Raw genomic sequence first — 20,501 nt, forward strand, 5'->3', positions numbered from 1 at the left:
CGCGTGAGGGATTTTCTTGTGGCAGTGCGTAACAGAATGATAGCCACGCAGGAGTTTTGTGCAGCAGCCAGCATAAGACAAGCTGGCCGGTATAAGCTTGCGATTTCTCGATTTACCGCCATCTTCGCGGCCCGCCGCCCCGACTCGACCGTGCGGGGAACATGTCCTCCGCGGGAGCTTTCCTCTTTTTCGTGCGCATCGACCTGTCTTCCCTCTATCGCGTCGTCGTCAGACCCCTGCTGTGGCTGGTGCTGGGCGTCTACTTCCTGCTGGCCGTGGCGCTCGTGGCGCTGCGCTATGCAGTCCTGCCGAACATCGACGAGTACCGGCCGGCCATCGAGCGCATGGTCGGCCAGGCGCTGGGGACCGCCGTCAACATCGGGCGGATCGACGCCGAATGGCGCGGACTGCATCCCAGCCTGGAACTGTCGGCGGTCCAGGTCCGAGGGCCGGCCGGTCAGCCCGGACTGGAACTGCCCAGGGTCTCGGCCATTCTGTCGTGGCGCAGCCTGCTGGCGTTCGCGCCGCGCACCTTGCGCCTGCAGCTGGAAGCCCCCCGGTTCGACATCCGGCGCGACGCGGCCGGCCGCTACTGGGTCGCCGGCCTGCCTTTCGATCCGGGAGCGGGAGGCGATTCGCGCGCCGGGCTCAAATGGCTGCTGGCCCAGCGCGAGATCGTGATCCGCGGGGCGCAGGTGCGGTGGACCGATGAACGGCGCGGCGCGCCCCCCCTGGTTTTCGACAATGCCGTATTCGTGATGCAGAACGCCGGCCTGCGCCACCGCGCCGCGTTGCGCGCGCAGCCGCCCGCCGAGCTGGGGGCCGGCCTGGACGCAAGGGCCGAGTTCACCCACCGCTGGTTCACGCTCGACGCTTCCGATCCCGCTTCCTGGCAAGGTTCGCTCTACCTGGATACGGGCCATGCCGAGCTTGCCGGCTGGCAGCGCTGGGTGGACCTGCCGGGCCGGCCGCAGGCGGGCTCGGGCGCCATGCGCGCCTGGCTCACCTACGATCGCGGCAAGCTGCGCTCGGGCACGGTCGATGCGGCCTTGGACGAGGCGCGGCTGCAGTTGGTGGACGGACTGCCGGTACTGGGGGTGGCGCAGGCGTCGGGCCGCGCCAGCGTCGTGGCCGCCGATGGCGGATACCGCCTGGACGTGACCGGCCTGCAGGCCAGCACCGACGACGGCCTGGTGCTGGCGCCCACCGTCCTGCGCGCGGCCTGGCGGCCGGGACGGGCGGGCGAGGCGGCCGCGACCGAGCTGGATGCGGCGGGCGTGGACCTGGACGCCGGACGGCGATTGGCCGACCGCCTGCCCTTGTCCGAAGCCCAGCGCGCCATGCTGGCCAAGCTGCGGCCGCAGGGCCGCATCGAGACGCTGCACCTGGCCTGGCGGGGCGCGCCGGACCGGCCCGAGGATTTCCAGGCCAAGGCGGCGTTCTCCGGGCTGTCCATCGCGGCGGCGCCCGAGCCGGCCGTCAACGACGGCGAACATCCGCAGCGCCCGGGTTTTTCCAACCTGAGCGGCACGCTGGAGGCCGACGCGCGCGGCGGGCGCGTGGACATCGATGCGCGGAACGCGGTGCTGAGCTTTCCGGGCGTCTTCGCCGCGCCCGACCTGCCCATGGACACGCTGCAGGCCGGCGCGGCGGCGGCGCGGCAGGAGGACGGCTCGTGGACGGTGCGGCTCGAGCGCCTCGATTTCGCCCGCAGCGGCGTGAGCGGCAGTTTCAACGGAACCTGGAGCAGCCGCGGGAAGTCCCCGGCCGGCACGCTGGACCTGCGGGGCGGCCTGGGTCGCGCCGATGTCAGGCAGATTCACCTCTATATTCCCCTCGTCGTCGGCGACGACGTCCGCACCTGGCTGCGGCAGGCGCTGCTCGCGGGGCAGGCGCGGGACGTGGATGTGCGCCTGCGCGGCGATCTCGATACCTTTCCGTTCGCCAATGACAAATCCGGCGAATTCCGTGTCGCCGGCAAGGTGCGGGACGTGACGCTGGACTACCTGCCCGAGCCGTTCGCCGAGGGCGGAGTCTGGCCCCGGCTGGAGGAGCTGGCCGGCGAGTTCGTTTTCGATCGCGCCTCCATGGCCGTGGATGTGCGTTCGGGGCGTGTGCGCGTGGATCGCGAGACCTCGGTGGCGCTGGGCCGCACGCGCGCCACCATCGCCGACCTGGAGCACGCCCCGCGCCTGGCGATCGATGGCGAGACGCGCGGCGCCGCGCCCGCGTTCCTGGCCTTCGTCAAGCGGTCGCCGGTGGGCCGCATGATAGACGGCGTGCTGGACGAGGCAAGCGCCAGCGGCAATTTCACCGTGCCCTTGTCCCTGCGCATCCCGCTGGATGCGCACGAGGAAGAGGTCGAGGTCAAGGGCGAAGTCCGGCTTGCCGGCAACGATTTCCACCTGATGCCGCGGGTGCCGGCGTTCTCGCGCCTGTCGGGCGTGGTGGGTTTCGACAACCATGGGATCTCGCTGCGCGATGTCGGCGGCATGGCGCTGGGCGGGCCGGTGCGCCTGTCCGGCGGACCGCAGGCCGACGGCAGCTCGGAGCTGCGCGCCCAGGGCACGGCCGAGGGCGCGGCGTTGACGCTGTGGTGGAACGCGCCGGGCATGGCCCGCATCGCGGGCCATGCCGCCTACCGGGCCACGGTGCGGATCAAGCCGGCGCGGCAGCCCGAGCTGCTGGTGGAATCCGATCTGGTCGGCCTGTCGGTCGATCTGCCCGCGCCGCTGGGCAAGACCGCGCAAGAGCGGCGGCCGTCCCGCCTGGAATGGGGCGCGACCGCGCCGGCGCGCGGCCAGTCCAAGGGGGATTGGTTCGCGGGCAGCCTGGGGCCGGCGGTCAATCTGCACGTGGAGCGCGATTTCGACGACCGCGGCGACGTGGGCCAGGTCCGGGGAGCGGTCGGCATCCGCCGCGCCGCCACCATCATGGGGCCCGGCCTGGGCGTGAGCGCCGAGCTCGACGAAGTGGACCTGGACCAATTGGGCAAGATCGCCGCCGAGTTCGCCCCCATGGCGGGCAAGGGCGGCGAAGGCGCCGCGGCGGCGCCGGAACTGCCGCTGAACCGGATCAGCCTGGCCGCGCAGTCCTTGCGGGTGCACGGCCGGCAGTTCGACAAGGTCAAGCTCTATGCGGTGAAACAGCCGGCCGGAGCGGGGCCGCAATGGCGAGCCGACGTCGAGTCCACGCAGCTTGCCGGGCAACTGGCCTGGAGCATGACCGAGGACGGCGCCGCGCCCACTCGGCTGACCGCGCGGCTGTCGCGCCTGGTCGTCGACGGCAGGCTCGAAGGCCAGGACCGCGCCCGCTTCCTCGGCGATGCCGAGCCCGAGGACGAGGTGGTCCCGGAAATCGACCTGGTGGCCGAGCACGTCGAACTGTTCGGCAAGGAGCTGGGCCGCCTGGAGGTCCAGGCGCAAAGCTCCGACCGCGGCCGCGAATGGCGCTTGCGCAAGCTCAGCCTCAAGACCCCGGAGGCCGAGCTGGACGGCACCGGCGTCTGGAAGGTCGCGCCCGGCGGCCACCCGGCCAGCCGCCGCGTGATGTCGCTCGATGCCGTGCTCAAGCTGGCCGATGCGGGCAAGTTCCTGGAGCGCATGGGCGTGCGCGGCACCATGGCGGGAGGCGCCGGCACGCTGGCGGCCCAGGTGTCGTGGCGCGGGCTGCCGTATTCGCTGGACATACCCAGCCTGTCGGGCACGGTCGCGCTGGCGCTCGACAAGGGCCAGTTCCTCAAGGCCGATCCCGGCATCGCCAAGCTGCTCGGCGTGCTGTCGCTGCAGTCGCTGCCGCGCCGCGTGACGCTGGATTTCCGCGACATCTTCAGCGAAGGCTTTGCCTACGACACCATCCGGGCCCACGCGCGCATCGCCAATGGCGTCGCGCATACCGACGATTTCAAGATGAACGGGGTCAACGCGACCGTGGTCATCGCCGGCGATGCCGATCTCGAAAAAGAGACCCAGAAACTGCACGTGGTGGTGGTGCCCAAGCTGGACGCCGGCGCGGCCTCATTGCTGTACGGGCTGGCGGTGAATCCGGCGGTGGGTTTGAGCGTGTTCCTGGCGCAGCTGCTGCTCAAGGATCCGCTATCGCAGGTCCTGGCCTACCAGTACGAGGTCAGCGGCAGCTGGAGCGATCCGCAGGTCGCCAAGGTGCAGGGGTCGGGCAGGCGGAGCGTGGACGCGCCGGATTCGACCGGGGAGGGCGGACGCTAGGGCCTGCGCGAGGCTCCTTTCCGGGTGAACAGGCCCTGGCCGCGAGAGCCGCCCCGGCCGGGCGCCGCCGGGCGTTCTGCGCGACAATACGCGCTACCGCGCAACCGTTCCCGCTGGAGTTCCCATGATCGACACATTGCTCGCCCCCGCGCGCGTGGCAGCCATCCAGATGGTGTCCGCCCCCGACGTCGCCCTGAACCTGTCGGCCGCCGAGGCGCTGATCGCGCAGGCCGTGGACCTGGGGGCCGAACTGGTGGCGCTGCCGGAGTATTTCTGCTTCATGGGCCGCAACGACCGCGAGAAGGTCGCGCTGCGCGAGCCCGAGGGCGGCGGCCCCGTCCAGGATTTCCTGTCGGCCCAGGCGCGCCGCCACGGCATCTACCTGGCCGGCGGCACGCTGCCGCTGGAATGTCCGGATCCCGGCCGGGTCTACAACACCGCGTTCGTCTACGGCCCGGACGGCGGGGTGGTGGCCCGCTACGACAAGATCCACCTGTTCAGTTTCCGCCGCGGCGCCGAATCCTACGACGAGGCCCTGAGCATCCGCCCCGGCGCGGCGCCGGCGGCGTTCGACACCCCGTGGGGGCGGGTAGGCCTGTCCACCTGCTACGACCTGCGTTTTCCCGAGTTGTACCGGGCCCTGGGGCCGGTGGACTTGATTTTGGTGCCGGCCGCCTTCACCTATACGACAGGGCAGGCCCATTGGGAAACGCTGCTGCGCGCCCGCGCCATCGAGAACCAGTGCTACGTGCTGGCGCCGGCCCAGGGCGGCGTGCATCCCAACGGTCGCCGCACCTGGGGCCATGCCATGCTGATCGACCCCTGGGGCGTGGTGCAGTCGGTGCTGCCCGAAGGGCCGGGAGTGGTCGACGGCGTGTTCGATCGCGCCCGCATCGCCGAAGTCCGCACCGCCTTGCCGGCCTTGCGCCATCGTGTACTGTAGAGCCTGTCACGGCTCGCCGCTTCGCTAGGTAACCAGATCCATCCATGCAACTCGTAGAACCCAACATCCAGTCCCTGGCCACCGCCAAATCCCTGCTGCTCGACCCTTGGGGCCTGAGCGAGTCCGACCTTTCCCTGGCGCTGGGCGAGATCTTCACGCACAAGGTCGATTACGCCGACCTGTACTTCCAGTACACGCGCAGCGAGGGCTGGAGCCTGGAAGAGGGCATGGTCAAGACCGGCAGCTTCTCCATCGAACAAGGCGTGGGAGTGCGTGCGCTGAGCGGCGAAAAAACCGCCTTCGCCTATTCCGATACCTTGTCGCGCGAGGCGCTGCTGTCGTCGGCGCGCGCGGTGCGGACCATCGCCCGCCAGGGCGCCGGCAAGACCAAGGTCGCGGGCGCCTATCGCCAGAGCCCGGGACGCTCGCTCTACCTGCCGCACGATCCGCTGGGCTCGCTGGCCGCGCAGGACAAGGTCGCGCTGCTGGAGCGCGTCGAGCGCATGGCGCGCGCCAAGGATCCGCGCGTGGCGCAGGTCATGGCCAGCCTGGGCGCCGAGTACGACGTCATCCTGGTGGCCGGCAGCGACGGCCGCCTGGCCGCCGACGTGCGGCCGCTGGTGCGGCTGTCGCTGACGGTAATCGCCGAGCACGACGGCCGCCGCGAGATGGGCCACGGCGGCGGCGGCGGGCGGACCGGCTTCGAATACTTCACCGACGAACTGCTCGCGCAGTACGTGGACCGCGCCGTGCACGAAGCCCTGGTGAACCTGGAGGCGCGTCCCGCCCCGGCCGGCGAGATGACCGTGGTGATGGGTTCGGGCTGGCCCGGCATTCTGCTGCACGAAGCCGTCGGCCATGGCCTGGAGGGCGACTTCAACCGCAAGGGCTCGAGCGTGTTCTCGGGCCGGGTCGGCGAACGCGTGGCCTCCAAGGGCGTGACCGTGGTCGACGACGGCACGCTCCCCGGTCGGCGCGGTTCGCTCAACATCGACGACGAGGGCAACGTCTCGCAGCGCAACGTGCTGATCGAAGACGGCATCCTGCGCGGCTACATGCAGGATTCGCTCAACGCCCGGCTGATGAAGGCCCCGGTCACCGGCAACGGCCGGCGCGAATCCTTCGCCCACCTGCCCATGCCGCGCATGACCAACACCTACATGCTCGCCGGCGACAAGGATCCCGAAGAGATCGTGCGTTCGGTCAAGCGCGGCCTGTACGCGGTGAACTTCGGCGGCGGCCAGGTGGACATCACCAACGGCAAGTTCGTGTTCTCGACCTCGGAAGCCTACATGATCGAGGACGGCAGGATCACCTACCCGGTCAAGGGCGCCACGCTGATCGGCAACGGCCTGGACGCGATGAACCGCGTCAGCATGATAGGCAACGACATGTGCCTGGACTCGGGCGTGGGCACCTGCGGCAAGGACGGCCAGAGCGTGCCGGTGGGCGTGGGCCAGCCCACGCTGAGGATGGAAGGGCTGACGGTGGGCGGCACGGCCTGAGCCGGACGGCGGGCTAGAGCCCGGGGCCGCCCGGGCCATTCATCCGCCACCCGCCCGGCACGCTTGATGTAATATAGTCCCCTATACTATATTCGGCCCTTGCCATGTCCCATACCTCTCGCCAGAAAGACAAGCTGATCGCACGGGTCCGCCGCATCAAAGGTCAGTTGGAGGGCATAGAGCGCGCGCTGGAAGCGGATGCCGCATGCGTCGAAGTGCTGCGCCAGATCGCGTCCGTTCGCGGCGCGGTCGGCGGATTGACGGCGGAAGTGATGGAAGACCATCTGCGCGAGCACGTCCTCGATGCCGAGACCGACGCAGAGCGCTACCAGGGGGGAGAGGAAATGATCGAAGTCATCCGGGCCTACATGAAATGAACCGGCCGATCGCGGTAGTCCCGCCAACGCAAACGACAGGAGTTCGCGCATGAACGACCATCGTTCCCCGGAGCCGGGCCACGATCACTGCTTTCTCGGCAGCGCGCACCGGCGCAACGAGCGCAAGATATGGCTGGTGATCTTTTTTACGGCCGGCATGATGCTGGTCGAAATCGTGGCCGGCACTCTTTACGGCTCGATGGCGCTGGTGGCCGACGGCTGGCATATGTCCACCCATGCCGGCGCCATGCTGATCGCCGCGCTGGCCTATCATTTTGCGCGCCGTCACGCGGGCAATCCGCGCTTCACCTTCGGTACGGGCAAGCTCGGCGAGCTGGCCGGCTTCGCCAGCGCGGTACTGCTGGCTTTGGTGGCGCTGCTGATCGGCTGGGAGAGCCTGGTCCGCCTGGCGCAACCCATTCCTATCGATTTCGGGCAGGCGATCGCGGTGGCCGCCGTAGGGCTGCTCGTCAACCTGGCCTGCGCCTGGCTGTTGAAGGACGATCACGCCCATCATCACCATCACCACGACCACGATCACGGCCATCATCGCGATGAGCATGCCGGGCCGGGCGAGGCCCGCGACAATAATCTTCGCGCTGCTTACATACATGTGCTGGCCGATGCGCTGACTTCCGTCCTGGCCATCGCCGCGCTGCTGCTGGGGCGGCAGTACGGCTGGACATGGGCCGATCCCCTGATGGGGGTGGTCGGCGCGCTGGTGATCGCGCGATGGTCGTGGGGGCTGATCCGGGATACCGGCAGCGTGTTGCTCGACGCCGCCGCCGAAGGGCAGCAGGTACGGCAGGAGATCCGGGAGGCGATCGCGCCCACGGGCAGCGAAGTGACGGATCTTCACGTCTGGCAGGTCGGTCCCGGCCACTTCGCGGCCATCGTCGCGCTGATCGCCCATGAGCCCCGAGAGCCCGCGCACTACAAGGCGCTGCTCGCGCATATCCACGAACTGTCGCACGTCACCGTCGAAGTTCAGCGCGAGGCGGCATGAGCATCGGCGCTGCGGCGCCCGTGCGGGTCATGAGCTTTTGAATATTGGGCTGCCATGCCGCCGCGTCCACGAGGGCGGGCGGCGAGCTTTCCACTGCGAGAAAAGCTGGGAAATGTCGATGGACAGCGCCTCGCGCGGATTCGTATATTTTCCCGAACCGCACGCGGCGGTCCGCCGCCGATGCGCCCGTCACCCGTTCTCCTGGGTTCACCGACATGTTTCTAGATCCGGAAACCACGCCCGGTTTCAAGCGCAGCCTGTTCAATGCCATCGTCGCGCCGCGGCCGATAGGATGGATCAGTTCGCTCAGCGCCACGGGCGAGGCCAATCTCGCGCCGTTCTCGCATTTCAATCTCGTCTCCACCGCGCCGCCGGTGCTGATCTTCTCCTGCAACGCGGCGGGCGACCGCCTCGAGAAGGACACGCTGGCCAATGTCCGCGCCAGCAAGGAGTTCGTCGCCAACCTGGTCACCTGGGAACTGCGCGACGCGATGAACCAGACGTCGCTGAACGTGCCGTCCGGCACCGACGAATTCGCGCTGGCGGGGCTGGAGAAGCTTCCCAGCGTCAAGGTGCGCCCGCCGCGCGTGGCCGCCTCGCCGGCCCATCTCGAGTGCACGCTGCTGCAGATCGTCGAGATCGAGCCCACGCGGCCCGGCGAGACCCGCAGTTCGGTGGTGTTCGGCCGCGTCGTCGGCGTGCACCTGGACGACGCCTTCGTCACCCCGCAGGGCCACTTCGACGTGGCCCGCACGCGTCCGCTGACGCGCTTGGGCGGTTCCCAGTATTCCTCGGTCGGCGAGCTCGTCGAGCTGTCCCGTCCCAGTCCTGCCCACGATTGAATGGCAAGCGAGCGAACCCCAGCCATGGCACGAAACGACGATTCCACGGTGTTGCACGACGCCGGCCTGATCGACCTGGACACTACGCCGCAGACGTCCGGCCGGCGCATCGGCCAGGCCCAGAACTTCTCGGTCGAATGGATAGACAGCACCCAGCCCCACACGGCCAGCAGCGCGCACGAACTGCTGCTGTTGCTGCCGGGCGCCGGCGCGCACATCGAGTACGAGGGCGGCCGGGCCGATGCGCCCGGGCGCTCGCTGTGCATCATTCCCGCCGGGACCTGCACGATCGCGCTGGACGCGCCGGGCCCCGGCATCCTGATCGCCAGCTCGCGCACCGACCTGGCGCAGCAGGACTACCTGAACGCCGTCGAGCACGACCCGCGCATCGTCGCCTCGACCCCGGCGTTCCGCCGCGTGCGCAATGCGGGCGCGCTGCGCGTCATCGCCATCGACGACATCATTCCGCCGCCGGACAAGAAGCGCCTGAAGATGCTGCAGACCGATACCCTCAGCATCAACTGGGTCGAATACGACGGCCCGCGCGACCGCACTCAGCTCAGTCCGCACAGCCATGCGCGCTTCGAACAGGGTTCGCTGGCGATAGAAGGCAAGTTCGTGCATCACCTGCGCACGCCGTGGGGCAGCGACGCCACGCGCTGGCGCGACGACGTGCACCTGCAGGCCGATCCGCGCACGCTGCTGGTGATCCCGGTCAACCTGGTCCACACCACGGAAGGCGTCGGGCCGGGCTATCACTTGCTGATCGACGTGTTCTCACCACCCCGGCGCGACTTCATCGCGAACAACTGGGTCTGCAACTCGGCCGACTACGACGACCCGGCCGCCGGCGCCTGAAGCACGCCGCCCGATAACGATCCCATCCAGGAGACACCCATGTTCCGTCCCGACCTTTCGGCGGCGCGCGCCCGGCCGCGTGCGGCCCGCGCCGTCTCGCGCCTGCTGGGCGCGGCTTTCGCGTTGCTGGCCGCCGGGCCTCTGCATGCCCAGGGCCCGCATTCGAACCAGCCTCTGACCATGCTGATCGGCTACCCGCCCGGCGCTATCGTCGACACCGTCGCGCGCCAGCTGGCCAATGTGCTCGGACCCATCCTGGGCCAGACCATCGTGCCCGAGAACAAGGGCGGCGCGGCCGGCCTCGTCGGCGCCGGGCTGGCCTCCAAGGCCAGGCCCGACGGCAGCATCATCCTGTTCACGGCCTACACCTCGCTGCAGATCGCCGCGGCCACCAACCAGGGGCTCAGCTTCGATCCGGTCAACGGCCTGCTGCCGGTGGCCTCGGTGGGGCGGCCGACCACGCTGCTGCTGGTCAGCGCGGATTTTCCGGCCAAGACCTTCGAAGAGTTCGTCGCGCTGGTCAAGAGCCGGCCCGGGATCTACAACTTCGGCACCAGCGGCATCGGCTCGCCCAACCACTTCGCGCTGGAGCACATGAATGCGGCCTTCGGCCTGAAGATGACGCCTGTGCCGTACAAGGGCGCGGCGCAAATGCTGACCGACATGCTGGGCGGGCGGGTGCAGGCCATCTTCGGCTCGTCGTCGCTGGCCGCCGGCCACCTGCAGAGCGGCACGGTGCGGGCGCTGGCCATCGGTTCGCCCGACGCCAGCCCGGCCTTTCCCAAGCTGCCGGTGATTGCCGACAACGGCGCGCCGGGGCTCAACGCCAGCGGCGCCCTGGGCGTGTTCGCCCCGCCGTCCACGCCGCCCGAGGTGGTCGAGCGGCTCAACGCGGCCATCAATACCGCGCTCAAGGATCCGGCGATTCAGCACAAGCTGCAGGAAGAGGGCATTATCCTGGACGTTCAGAGCGCCGCGGCTTTCGGCAGGAAGTATCGCGGCGAAGCGCAGGACATCGCCGGCTTCATCCAGCGCCACCAGCTGCGCATCCAGTAAGAACGGGAGGGACCGACATGCCACATCTGCCGATCGAGCATCGCGGCGAGCGCGCGTCGCGGACGGCATGACGCAGCCGCCCCCGGATGGGCAGGACGACCGCGCCCGCGCGGGCATACGCAGCGTGGAGCGCGCGATCGAACTGTTGCAGGCCTTGAATCGGCAAGCAGTGTCGAGTATCGACGACCTGTACCGGCGCACCGGCATACCCAAGCCCACCATCGCGCGCCTGCTGCGCACGTTCGAGGCCAAGGGGCTGGTGGCGCAGTCGGCGCGGTTCGGCGCGTACTACCTCGCCTCGGGCATGGCCTCGCTGTATTGCGGCTACAACCACCAGCCGCAGGTGATCGAGGTGGCCAGGCCGGTATGCGATGCGCTGACCCGCGAGTTCAAATGGCCGGTCACACTGGCGCTGCTGGACGTCGATGCGATGGTGGTGCGCTACAGCACCATCCCGCAGTCGCCGCTGTCCCTGCTGCATTCGTCCATCAACCTGCGCCGCAGCCTGGTGGAGCGCGCGCTGGGGCTGGCCTACCTGGCGTTCTGCGACGCGCAGGAACGCGAGTTCATCCTCGACGTGGTCCGTCGCAGCGGCCGCGAAGAGGACGCGCTGGCGCACGACCGGGACGGGCTGGAGCAGTTGCTGGCGGCCACCCGCCGGCAGGGCTATGCCTTGCGCATACCCGAGCTCAGCGAGCAGTCCTGCACGATGGCGATCCCGGTCTGCCATCGCGGCCGTATCGCCGCCACGCTGGGCCTGACCTGGTTCTCGTCGGTCATGACGCCGGCCGAGGCGGTCGACCGCTATCTGGCCAGGCTTACGGCTTCGGCGAACCAGATCGCCAGCGGGCTGGGCCAGCTCAATCCGGCGCCGATCGAGGCAGGTTGACGGTCCGCGCCGGCCTCAGGCGACGCCCGACGCCGGCAACCGCTCCGGCAACTGGTCGGCGGGCCGCTCGGCCAGCATGTCGAGCAGTTCCCGCCGGCGGACGCGATAGCCCGGGTCGTCGAAGAGATTGTCCATTTCGTCGGGATCGTCGGCCAGGTTGTACATTTCGCCGGCGCCGCTGCCGGCCTCCAGCGTCAGCTTCCAGTCGCGCGTGCGCACGGTGCGCAGTTTCAATTCCACGCCGCAGCGCGAAGCCGCCACGTCCCATTCGCTCAACGCGCAGTCGCGGCTCGCGGGCCGGCCTTCGAACAGCGGCCGCAGGCTGCGGCCGTGCTGCGGTCCCAGCGCCGAGGCGCCGGCATAGTCGTAGAAGGTCGATGCGAGATCGAGCGTGGACACCGGATCCCGCACCTGTACGCCGGCCTGCACGCCCGGACCATGGGCGACCATGGCCACGCGCAGCACGCCCTCGTAGGGAATGGGGCCCTTGAGCATCAGCCCATGGTCGCCCAGCCATTCGCCGTGGTCGGACGTGAAGACGACCAGGGTGTCGCGGTCCAGGCCATGGTCGCGCAGGGTGTTCATGATGCGGCCGACCTGGTGGTCGACCAGCGAGATCATGCCGTAGTAGTTGGCGGTGATGTTGCGCAGCTGCGCATCGGGCTGGGTGGGGATGCGCGAGAAATTCTGGCGCAGCGCCTGTACGTCCGCGCTGCCGACCGGCGTGTTCTCCATGCTGGCGCGGTGCCACCACGGACGCCGCTCGTAGTCGGTGGCGCGATGGTGCGGCAGGTCGACTTCGTCGGGGTGGTGCAGGCGCGACCAGGGTTCGGGGCAATCGAAGGGATGGTGCGGATCGGGAAACGAGGCCCACAGGCAGAAGGGTTCGCCGCGATGCCGGCTCAGGTAGTCGACGGCGCGGTCGCCTATCCAGGTGGAGTTGTGCCAGGCCGCGGGCAGGGCGGAGTTGAAGGTCTGCGGCGCGCCGCTGGGCGGTCCGAGATCGGTCTGGTAGAGCCGGTTGCGCAGTTCGCCCAGGCCGTCGCCGTAGTACCAGCGCGAATGGTGCAGCCCGCCCGGCAGCGGCGTGGGCAGCCAGTAGTTGTGGCCCTCCACGACCAGTTCCACGTGCTGGAAGCCCATGTAGGGGCCGGACCAGTCCGGACCCAGTTCGGCTTCGGTGTACTGGCATTCCGGCCGCCCGGTGCGGGCGAAGGTATGGTGGCTGGAGAAATGCGCCTTGCCGATGAAGCCGGTGGCATAGCCCGCCGCCGCCAGGCTGCCGGCAAACCCCGCCTCGCCGGTGCGTTGGTCCAGGTCGATACCGTTGTCGCAGACGCCGTGGGTAAGCGGCAGCAGGCCCGTCAGCATGGACGCGCGAGAGGGCTGGCACACGATGTTGGGCGTGATGCACGACGCGAAATGCGTGCCGCCGCGCGCCAGGGCGTCGATGTGCGGCGTCTTGACGCGCCGCCCGGCGAAGCCGAGGCAGTCGCCGCGGTGCTGGTCGGTCGTGATGAGCAGGATGTTCGGGCGTTTCATGGCTGGGGCCTGCCCTGTTCCTTGAGCTTGGCGATGACGGGAAGCAGCCGCTGGGTGTCGGCGGCGATGCGCTCGCGCAAGGTCTGGCCGTCGCCTTCCCAGGCCGAGAGGCCCTGCGCCTGCAGTTTGTCCCGCACCTGGGGGTCTTTCAGGACCGCCTGCACGGAGGCATTGAGCCGGCTGGCGACGGCGGCGGGCGTGCCCGCGGGCGCGAACAGGCCGAACCAGCTGTCGAAGGTGAAGCCCTGGACCTTGTCCTTGAGCATCGGCAGGCCGGGCAGGTCGGGGATGGGCGTGTCGGCGGTATTGGCCAGTCCCTGCACCTTGCCGGTCTTGACCGGCTGGATGGCCGTGCTGGCGGCAATGAACATCATATCGACGTGGCCGCCCATCACATCGACGAAACCCTGGGGCGCCGCCTTGTACGGCACGTGCTTGAACGACGCGCCGGAGGCGTGGGAGAACAGCTCCATGCCCAGGTGGTGGGTCGATCCTTCGCCGCCGCTGGCGAAGGTGACCGTGCCCGGATGGGCGCGCGCCTGGGCCAGCAACTGCTCGACGGATCGGTAGGGCGAGGCCGGCGAGGCGACCAGCACGTAGCGCAGGGTGGACAGCGGCGAGACGGGCAGCAGGTCCTGGTCCGGCTGGTAGGGCATCTTGTCCATCAGATAGGGCACGGCGGAAAACGAGGCGTCGGCGCCCAGCAGCAGCGTGTAGCCGTCCGGAGCCGCCTTGATTACCGTCTGGGTGCCGATGATGAAGGCGCCGCCCGGACGGTTCTCGACGATGACGGGCTGGTTCCAGCGCTTGCCCAACTGTTCGGCCAGCATCCGGCCGACCAGGTCGGCGGCGCCGCCGGGAACGGAAGGAACGACCAGGACCACGGGGCGGTCGGGGTAGGCGGCGTGCGCGGCCGGCGCCAGGGTCAGCGCCGCGGCGGCGAGGGCGGGGCCAGTGAATCTGAGCATGACGGTCTCCTTGTGCGTGCGCGCCTTGCGGGAAGGCAGGCGGCTCGGCGGGAGACCATCATCGCCGACGGGAACATGCGGGTCTAATGATATATTTGCGCCAAGTCATATCAAGAATGGTATGAAATTGGCCGAGCCTGCTTTCGCCCCCATCGCCTTGCGCGCCGACTGGTATCTGCACGGCCGCCTGCGTCTGCGCCATCTGCGCCTGCTGCAGGTGCTGGACGACGTCCACAATGTCGGCGAAGCCGCGCGCCGCATGGCCACGACCCAGCCGGCCGTGTCGCGGATGATCGCCGAACTCGAATCCATGGCCGGCACGCGCCTGTTCACGCGTACCTCCAAGGGTACCTTTCCGACGCCGCACGGCGCCTCCATGATCCGGCACGCCCGGTGGGTGCTCGGCGATCTCGAACGCATGGGCCGCGAATGGTCCGAGCCCGGCGGCTTGGGCGTGGAAACCATCAGCATAGGCATCAACTCCTCGTCCGCCGCGTTCCTGGTGCCGCACGCGCTGCTGCGCCTGGAACGGTCGCATGCGGGCGTCAACGTGCTGGTGCGCGAAGGCTCGATCGAAGCCCTGCTGCCCGATCTCTATACGCGCAAGCTCGACCTGGTGGTGGCCCGCCTGGGCGCCTCCGCCTCGGCGGCGGACCTGGTCCGGCAAATCCTCTGCGAAGAGCCCATGTGCGTATGCAGCGCGGCCGACCATCCGCTGGCGGGCCGGCGCAAGCTTTCCTGGGCAGACCTGGGCGCCTATCCCTGGGTCATGCCGCCGCAAGGCAGCCCGGTGCGCATCGGCCTGGACATGCTGTTCCAGCAGCACGGCCTGAGGCCCGCTTCGCGCATCGAATCGGCCTCGGTCGTCAACAACATGGTGCTGATGGAGCTGAGTCCGTCGCTGTCGGTCATGCCGCGCGCGGTGGCCGCCTATCACGCGCGCCGGCACCGGCTGGCCATCCTGAAGCTGGAATTGCCGCCGGTGTTCGGGCCCATAGGGGTGATCCGGCACGAAAGCCTCGACCCGTCGGCCAACATGCTGGCCTTGATCGACTGCCTGAGGGACGAGGCGGCGGGGATGGCGGAATAAGGGCTGCGGCGGGTCTGCGACAACAGGAGACACGCAAGTTGCAGCTTTGCACACAAGAACCCGCCTGGCCGGCGCACGCTTCTGCTATATCATGCTGATGTCTTTACATACACGCCTGTTTGTATCGCCGGCGCCGCGACAAGGCTGCGCCCGAGGGCAACCGTCTTCATGCCGCTGTTCTCCGACCCACGCGCCAATACGGCTCTCAAGCTGTGTCCGCATTGCGATGCCGCCTATCGCAGGAGCCGTGTCGGGCCGGGCATGAGGGCTTATTGCGAACGCTGCGGCACCGAGCTCTATCGCAATGCCGATTCGCGCTACCAGGCGCTGCTGCCGGTCGTGCTGGCCAGCCTGATCACATTCGTGGTGAGCAACGCCTTTCCCATCGTGGCCATGGAGATCCAGGGCCTGCGCACCGAGACCACGGTGTGGGGGGCGGTGCGGGTGCTGTCGATGGAGGACATGCTGTCGGTCTCGATGCTGGTGTTCGTCACCACCATGCTGTTCCCGCTGATCGAACTGGGGCTGCTGGCCTACCTGCTGGTGCCGCTACGCATGGGCCGCGTTCCGTCGGGGTTCGGCCTGGTGATCCGGCTGGTCCGGCTGGGCCGTCCCTGGGGCATGATCGAGGTGTTCATGCTCGGCATCGTCGCCTCGCTGGTCAAGCTATCGGCCATGGCCACGGTGCTGCCGGGAGTGGCGCTCTGGTCGTTCGGCTGCCTGACGGTGCTGCTGGCGGTGGTGGTGAGCTTCGACCCCGCCGAACTGTGGGAGTATGCCGAGCGGATCGAAGCCGGCCAGGACGGCATGGCGGCGGAGCCGTCGCAATGAACGGCGCACACGACCTGCACGGCGTGCGTACCGCCAGCCAGGCCGGCGTGCTGGAGTGCCCGCAATGCACCGCCATCCTGCCGCGCGGCCGCGCCGGCGGCCAGTGCGACCGCTGCGGCGCCGCGCTGAACCTGCGCAAGCCCGACAGTCTGCGCCGCACCTGGGCCTTCCTGATGGCCGCGCTGGCGCTGTACCTGCCGGCCAACATGCTGCCCATCATGACCACGGGGACGCTGTTCGGCAGCCAATCCAACACCATCCTGAGCGGGGTGGTCTACCTGTGGAAGGACGGTTCCTATTTCGTCGCCTCGGTGGTGTTCTGCGCCAGCATCGTCATCCCGGTCTTCAAGCTGGCGGCCCTGGTGATGCTGGTGGTGACCACGCAGCGGCGTTCCACCTGGCGGCCGGTGGAGCGCACCCGCCTGTACGGCATGGTCGAGGCCGTGGGCCGCTGGTCCATGGTGGACGTGTTCGTGGTCGCCCTGCTGGCCGCGCTGGTGCGGCTCGATGCGCTGGCCACGGTCAGGCCCGAGCCGGGCGCGATGGCCTTCGGCATGGTGGTGGTGCTGACCATGCTTGCTTCGATGAGTTTCGATCCCCGCCTGATCTGGGATCCGGTAGATGCCCATGACCCCCACCCCTGATACGCCTCCCAACACAGCGCCCGGCGATCCCGTGCGGCGCAAGCCGAGCCGCTGGCTGCCTTCGCTGGTCTGGCTCATCCCCATCGTGGCCGCCGTCGCCGGCCTATCGGTGGCCTTGAACAGCTGGTACAGCCACGGGCCGACGATCGAGATCAGTTTCCGCTCGGCCGAAGGCCTGGAGGCCGGCAAGACCAAGGTCCGCTACAAGGAGGTGGACATCGGGCAGGTGCAGGCGATACGCCTGGCCAAGGATCGCTCGCACGTGATCGCCGAGATCGAGCTGACCGCGAACGCGGCCAGCTTCGCCGTCGAGGACAGCCGCTTCTGGATCGTCAAGCCTCGCGTCGCGGCAAGCGGCGTGAGCGGCCTGGGCACGCTGCTGTCGGGCGCCTACATAGGCGTGGACGCCGGCCGTTCGGAAGAGCGCGAATCCTTTTTCACCGGGCTGGAAGTGCCGCCCATCGTGACCGCCGACACCCCGGGCAAGCAGTTCGTGCTGCGCGCTTCCGACCTGGGCTCGCTGGATATCGGCTCGCCCGTGTATTTCCGCCGGGTCAACGTCGGCCAGGTGGTGGCCTACGATCTCGACAAGAACGGCAGGGTGACGGTGCGGGTGTTCGTCAAGTCTCCGTACGATGCCTTCGTGACCACCAGCTCGCGTTTCTGGCATTCCAGCGGCGTGGATCTCAAGATCGACGCGGACGGGCTCAAGCTGTATACGGAGTCGCTGGCCACCGTGCTGCTGGGCGGCGTGTCCTTCCTCGATTCGCCCAACCTGCCGCCCGGCGAGCCGGCGCAGGAGGATGCGGTCTACGAACTGGCCGACAATCCCGACGGCGCGTTCAAGGACGAAGACGGCGTATCCACCCGCATGGTGATGTATTTCGAGCAATCGGTGCGGGGGCTTTCGCCGGGCGCGCCGGTGGACTTCCGCGGCGTGGTGATCGGCGAGGTCCGCTCCATCGGCATCGAGTTCAACCGCGAGACCAAGTCCTTCGTGCTGCCGGTCGTGGTGGACGTCTACCCGTCGCGGCTGGGACTGCGCCGTTCCGCCGATGCCGAGTCGCTCGACGCCTCGGCTCCCGGACAACTGATGGAAGCGCTGGTCCGGCGCGGCTTGCGCGCCCAGTTGCGCAACGGCAACCTGCTGACCGGGCAGTTGTTCGTGGCCCTCGATTTCGCCAAGGAGCGGCCGCCCGCCAAGGGCGGGCAGAGCCAGGGCATGCTGGTGATTCCGACCATGCCGGGCGCATTCAATGAATTGCAGAGCAAGCTTGCCGATATCGTGGACAAGATCGGCAAGGTGCCCTTCGACACCATCGGCAAGGACCTGGTGACCACGATGGCGGGGGTGCGCGCCACGCTGGCGTCGGCCGACCAGATGGTCAAGCGGCTGGATGGCCAGGTCGCGCCGCAGATCGTGGCCGCGATGGAAGATGCGCGCAAGACGCTGAAGGCCGCCGAAGGGACGTTCTCGGCCGATGCCCCGCTGCAGCAGGACATCCGGCGCGCGCTGCGCGAATTGATGCGCACGGCCAATTCGCTACGCCAGTTGACCGATTATCTGGAAGAAAACCCGCAGTCGCTGCTGCGTGGCAAGCCCGAGGAAGAGCGATGAGCGCGGCCGCCCGGCCGCCCGAAGGGCGCGCGTCCTTCCTCGGGGAGGATGTCGCGCAGCGACAGGAGGGTACATCAGTGAGCAAGTTCGTGCGTATGGCCGCGGCGCTGGCCGCGGCGGCGGGAGCGGGCGGCTGCGCCGCGCCGCAGGCGCCGGCCATTTATACGCTGCAGGCCGAGCAGCCCGCACCGGCGGACGTTTCCGGCCCCGCGCTGGTGCTGGACGTGGCCCCGGTGGCGCTGCCCGAGCGTTTGCAGCGCCGCCAGATCGTGCTGCGGGAGGACGGCGCGCAGGTGCAGATGCTGGACAGGCATCGCTGGTCGGCGCCGCTGGGCGACGAACTGCACGACGCGCTGTCGTCAGCGCTGCAGGCCCGCCTGCATGCGGTGGATGCCGCCAAGGCGGGGCTCGCCGGCAAGGCTGCCTATCGCGTCAACGTCGAGTTTTCGCGCCTTGACGCGAAGCAGGGCGGCGCGGTGCGGGCGGCGGTGTCGTGGTCGGTGCGGCCCTTGCAGGGCGGGCGCGCGCTGGTGTGCCTGGGGACGTTCGAACAGGCGGCCGCGGGCGGCTCGGTGGCCGACGTGGTGGTGGCGCACCAGGGCATGCTGGGCCGGGTGGCCGATGCGGTGGCCGCCAGCGTGCGCGCCGCCGGCGGAAGCGGCGTCACGCCGAACTGCTCGCCGGCGTGACGCCCCGCGCGGCGCATCAGCCGCGCAGCACCATCATTTTCTCGATGGTCATTTCCCGGTAGGTGTGGGGGATGCCGCCCACGCCCAGGCCGGAGCGGTTCAGGCCCGCGAAGGGCATCCAGTCCACGCGGAACGCCGAGTGGTCGTTGATCATGACCGCCGATGCGTTGAGCGCCGCATACGCCCGCGTCGCCGTGTCGAGCGAGTTGGTGAACACGCCGGCCTGGAACGCGAAGCCGCCCACGTTGGCGCGCCGGCAGGCGTCGTCCAGGTCGGCGTAGCGCTGCACGCTGACCACCGGTCCGAACACTTCGCGGCAGGACACCTGCGCCTGCGGCGGGGCATCCAGCAGGATGGCCGGTTCGATCAAGGTCGGCGCCAGCCGGCGCCCGCCCTGCACGAGCCGCGCGCCTTGCTCCCGCGCCTCATCGATCCAGGCCGCCACCCGGTCGGCTTCGGCCTGCTTGATCAGCGGACCGACATCGGTATCGCGGTCGAGCGGATCGCCGGTCTTCAGGCGCGCCGCCGCGGCTTGCAGGCGTGCGAGGAAGTCCTCGCCGACCGCTTCGTGCACGAAGACCTGCTGGACCGACACGCACACCTGGCCGGCGTGGTAGAAGCCGCCCTTGGCCACCGCGCCCGCCGCCAGGTCCAGGTCGGCGTCCCGGTCGATCAGCACCGGCGCGATGCCGCCGTGCTCGAGCGCGCAGCGCATGCCGGGCGCCATGCGCGCGTGCAGGCCCCAGCCGACTTCGGCGCTGCCGATGAACGACAGAAAACGGATCCGGCTGTCGCGCACCAGCGCATCGATGTCGTCGTGGGACGACGGGATCAGCAATTGGCACCAGTCCTGCGGCAGGCCCGCGTCGTGCAGCGCACGCACGACGTTGCGGCATGACAGCGGCGTGTCGCGCGAGGGCTTGACCAGGACCGGGCAGCCGGCGGCGATGGCTGGTCCTACCTGGTGGACGATCAGGTTGACCGGGTGGTTGAAGGCGCTGAGCGCCAGCACCGGGCCGATGGGTTCGCGCTGGGTGAAGGCGACCCTGCCGCGCGAAGCCGGCGTGGTGCCCATCGGCACCACGTGCCCGCCCTCGGAGCGGACCAGTTCCGCGCAGTTGCGCAGGCCGTCGATGGCGCGGTCGATCTCGACCACGCTGTCGCGGTACGGCTTGCCGCCTTCGCGGATGGCAGTGGCGATGACGTCGTCGCGCCGCTGGTCCAGCAATTCGGCGGCCTTGCGCAGGATGGCCACGCGCTCGTCGGCGGGCAGCCAGGCGCCGCGATTGCGGAACAGCGCGTCGGCCCGGTCGAGCGCGGCGCGGATCTCGTCGGAGGAGGTGCAGGGGATCTCGCCCACCGGACTGCCGTCGTAGGGCGAGGTGACCGCCAGTGTTTTGCGATTCATGGTTGGTGGCTC

Annotated in this window: 17 protein-coding genes; 14 read left to right on the forward strand and 3 right to left on the reverse strand. The window is 69.2% G+C overall.

The features are described 5' to 3' along the window. The first annotated feature begins 161 nt into the window (after nt 1–161). From PIGHUM_RS03120 to PIGHUM_RS03160, 9 genes are all read left to right on the forward strand, one after another. Nucleotides 162–4,223 carry a YhdP family protein gene (locus PIGHUM_RS03120; RefSeq protein WP_124077796.1) on the forward strand — a complete coding sequence of 1,354 codons (4,062 nt, stop codon included), beginning with the start codon at nt 162–164 and terminating at the stop codon, nt 4,221–4,223. Between the two features lie 124 nt (nt 4,224–4,347). Continuing rightward, nucleotides 4,348–5,166 (forward strand): carbon-nitrogen hydrolase family protein, encoded by an 819-nt coding sequence (locus PIGHUM_RS03125; protein ID WP_124077797.1) that lies wholly within the window; start codon nt 4,348–4,350, stop codon nt 5,164–5,166. Between the two features lie 44 nt (nt 5,167–5,210). After that, complete coding sequence (tldD, locus tag PIGHUM_RS03130) at nt 5,211–6,671, forward strand: metalloprotease TldD (protein ID WP_124077798.1); 1,461 nt, start codon at nt 5,211–5,213, stop codon at nt 6,669–6,671. 104 nt (nt 6,672–6,775) lie between these two features. Further along, complete coding sequence (locus PIGHUM_RS03135) at nt 6,776–7,048, forward strand: metal/formaldehyde-sensitive transcriptional repressor (RefSeq protein WP_124077799.1); 273 nt, start codon at nt 6,776–6,778, stop codon at nt 7,046–7,048. A gap of 49 nt (nt 7,049–7,097) precedes the next feature. Next, on the forward strand, nt 7,098–8,054 hold the full coding sequence (gene dmeF / locus PIGHUM_RS03140) for a CDF family Co(II)/Ni(II) efflux transporter DmeF (RefSeq protein WP_124077800.1): 957 nt from the start codon (nt 7,098–7,100) through the stop codon (nt 8,052–8,054). Between the two features lie 215 nt (nt 8,055–8,269). After that, nucleotides 8,270–8,896 (forward strand): flavin reductase family protein, encoded by a 627-nt coding sequence (locus PIGHUM_RS03145; protein ID WP_124077801.1) that lies wholly within the window; start codon nt 8,270–8,272, stop codon nt 8,894–8,896. Nucleotides 8,897–8,920: 24 nt separating this feature from the next. Beyond that, on the forward strand, nt 8,921–9,754 hold the full coding sequence (locus PIGHUM_RS03150; RefSeq protein ID WP_124077802.1) for a cupin domain-containing protein: 834 nt from the start codon (nt 8,921–8,923) through the stop codon (nt 9,752–9,754). Between the two features lie 39 nt (nt 9,755–9,793). Further along, nucleotides 9,794–10,810: a Bug family tripartite tricarboxylate transporter substrate binding protein gene (locus PIGHUM_RS03155; RefSeq protein ID WP_124077803.1), complete on the forward strand. Its 1,017-nt coding sequence runs from the start codon at nt 9,794–9,796 to the stop codon at nt 10,808–10,810. A gap of 67 nt (nt 10,811–10,877) precedes the next feature. Next, nucleotides 10,878–11,699 carry a DNA-binding transcriptional regulator gene (locus PIGHUM_RS03160; protein ID WP_124077804.1) on the forward strand — a complete coding sequence of 274 codons (822 nt, stop codon included), beginning with the start codon at nt 10,878–10,880 and terminating at the stop codon, nt 11,697–11,699. A 15-nt stretch (nt 11,700–11,714) separates the two neighbouring features. Here PIGHUM_RS03160 and PIGHUM_RS03165 read toward each other — a convergent pair whose 3' ends face one another. Continuing rightward, nucleotides 11,715–13,241: a sulfatase-like hydrolase/transferase gene (locus tag PIGHUM_RS03165; RefSeq protein ID WP_124077805.1), complete on the reverse strand. Its 1,527-nt coding sequence runs from the start codon at nt 13,239–13,241 to the stop codon at nt 11,715–11,717. After that, complete coding sequence (locus PIGHUM_RS03170; RefSeq protein ID WP_124077806.1) at nt 13,238–14,209, reverse strand: Bug family tripartite tricarboxylate transporter substrate binding protein; 972 nt, start codon at nt 14,207–14,209, stop codon at nt 13,238–13,240. Before PIGHUM_RS03170 ends, PIGHUM_RS03165 begins: the two co-directional genes overlap by 4 nt. A gap of 121 nt (nt 14,210–14,330) precedes the next feature. Here PIGHUM_RS03170 and PIGHUM_RS03175 point away from each other — a divergent pair, with 121 nt between their 5' ends. The 5 genes from PIGHUM_RS03175 (at nt 14,331) to PIGHUM_RS03195 (ending at nt 19,081) form a co-directional block, all read left to right on the forward strand. Next, nucleotides 14,331–15,299, forward strand: a complete 969-nt coding sequence (locus tag PIGHUM_RS03175; RefSeq protein WP_124077807.1) for a LysR family transcriptional regulator — start codon at nt 14,331–14,333, stop codon at nt 15,297–15,299. 168 nt (nt 15,300–15,467) lie between these two features. Beyond that, nucleotides 15,468–16,130, forward strand: a complete 663-nt coding sequence (locus tag PIGHUM_RS03180; protein WP_124077808.1) for a paraquat-inducible protein A — start codon at nt 15,468–15,470, stop codon at nt 16,128–16,130. After that, nucleotides 16,127–16,774: a paraquat-inducible protein A gene (locus PIGHUM_RS03185; RefSeq protein WP_124077809.1), complete on the forward strand. Its 648-nt coding sequence runs from the start codon at nt 16,127–16,129 to the stop codon at nt 16,772–16,774. The genes PIGHUM_RS03180 and PIGHUM_RS03185 overlap by 4 nt, the downstream gene beginning before the upstream one ends. Beyond that, nucleotides 16,752–18,392 (forward strand): PqiB family protein, encoded by a 1,641-nt coding sequence (locus tag PIGHUM_RS03190; RefSeq protein WP_124077810.1) that lies wholly within the window; start codon nt 16,752–16,754, stop codon nt 18,390–18,392. Before PIGHUM_RS03185 ends, PIGHUM_RS03190 begins: the two co-directional genes overlap by 23 nt. Before the next feature lie 77 nt (nt 18,393–18,469). Then, entirely contained in the window at nt 18,470–19,081 is a 612-nt protein-coding gene (locus PIGHUM_RS03195) for a PqiC family protein (protein ID WP_160142128.1), read from the forward strand. Nucleotides 19,082–19,097: 16 nt separating this feature from the next. Here PIGHUM_RS03195 and PIGHUM_RS03200 read toward each other — a convergent pair whose 3' ends face one another. Beyond that, complete coding sequence (locus PIGHUM_RS03200; RefSeq protein WP_124077812.1) at nt 19,098–20,489, reverse strand: aldehyde dehydrogenase family protein; 1,392 nt, start codon at nt 20,487–20,489, stop codon at nt 19,098–19,100. Nucleotides 20,490–20,501 lie beyond the last annotated feature (12 nt).

The sequence above is a fragment of the Pigmentiphaga humi genome (assembly GCF_900606115.1).
Lineage (GTDB): Bacteria > Pseudomonadota > Gammaproteobacteria > Burkholderiales > Burkholderiaceae_B > Pigmentiphaga > Pigmentiphaga humi.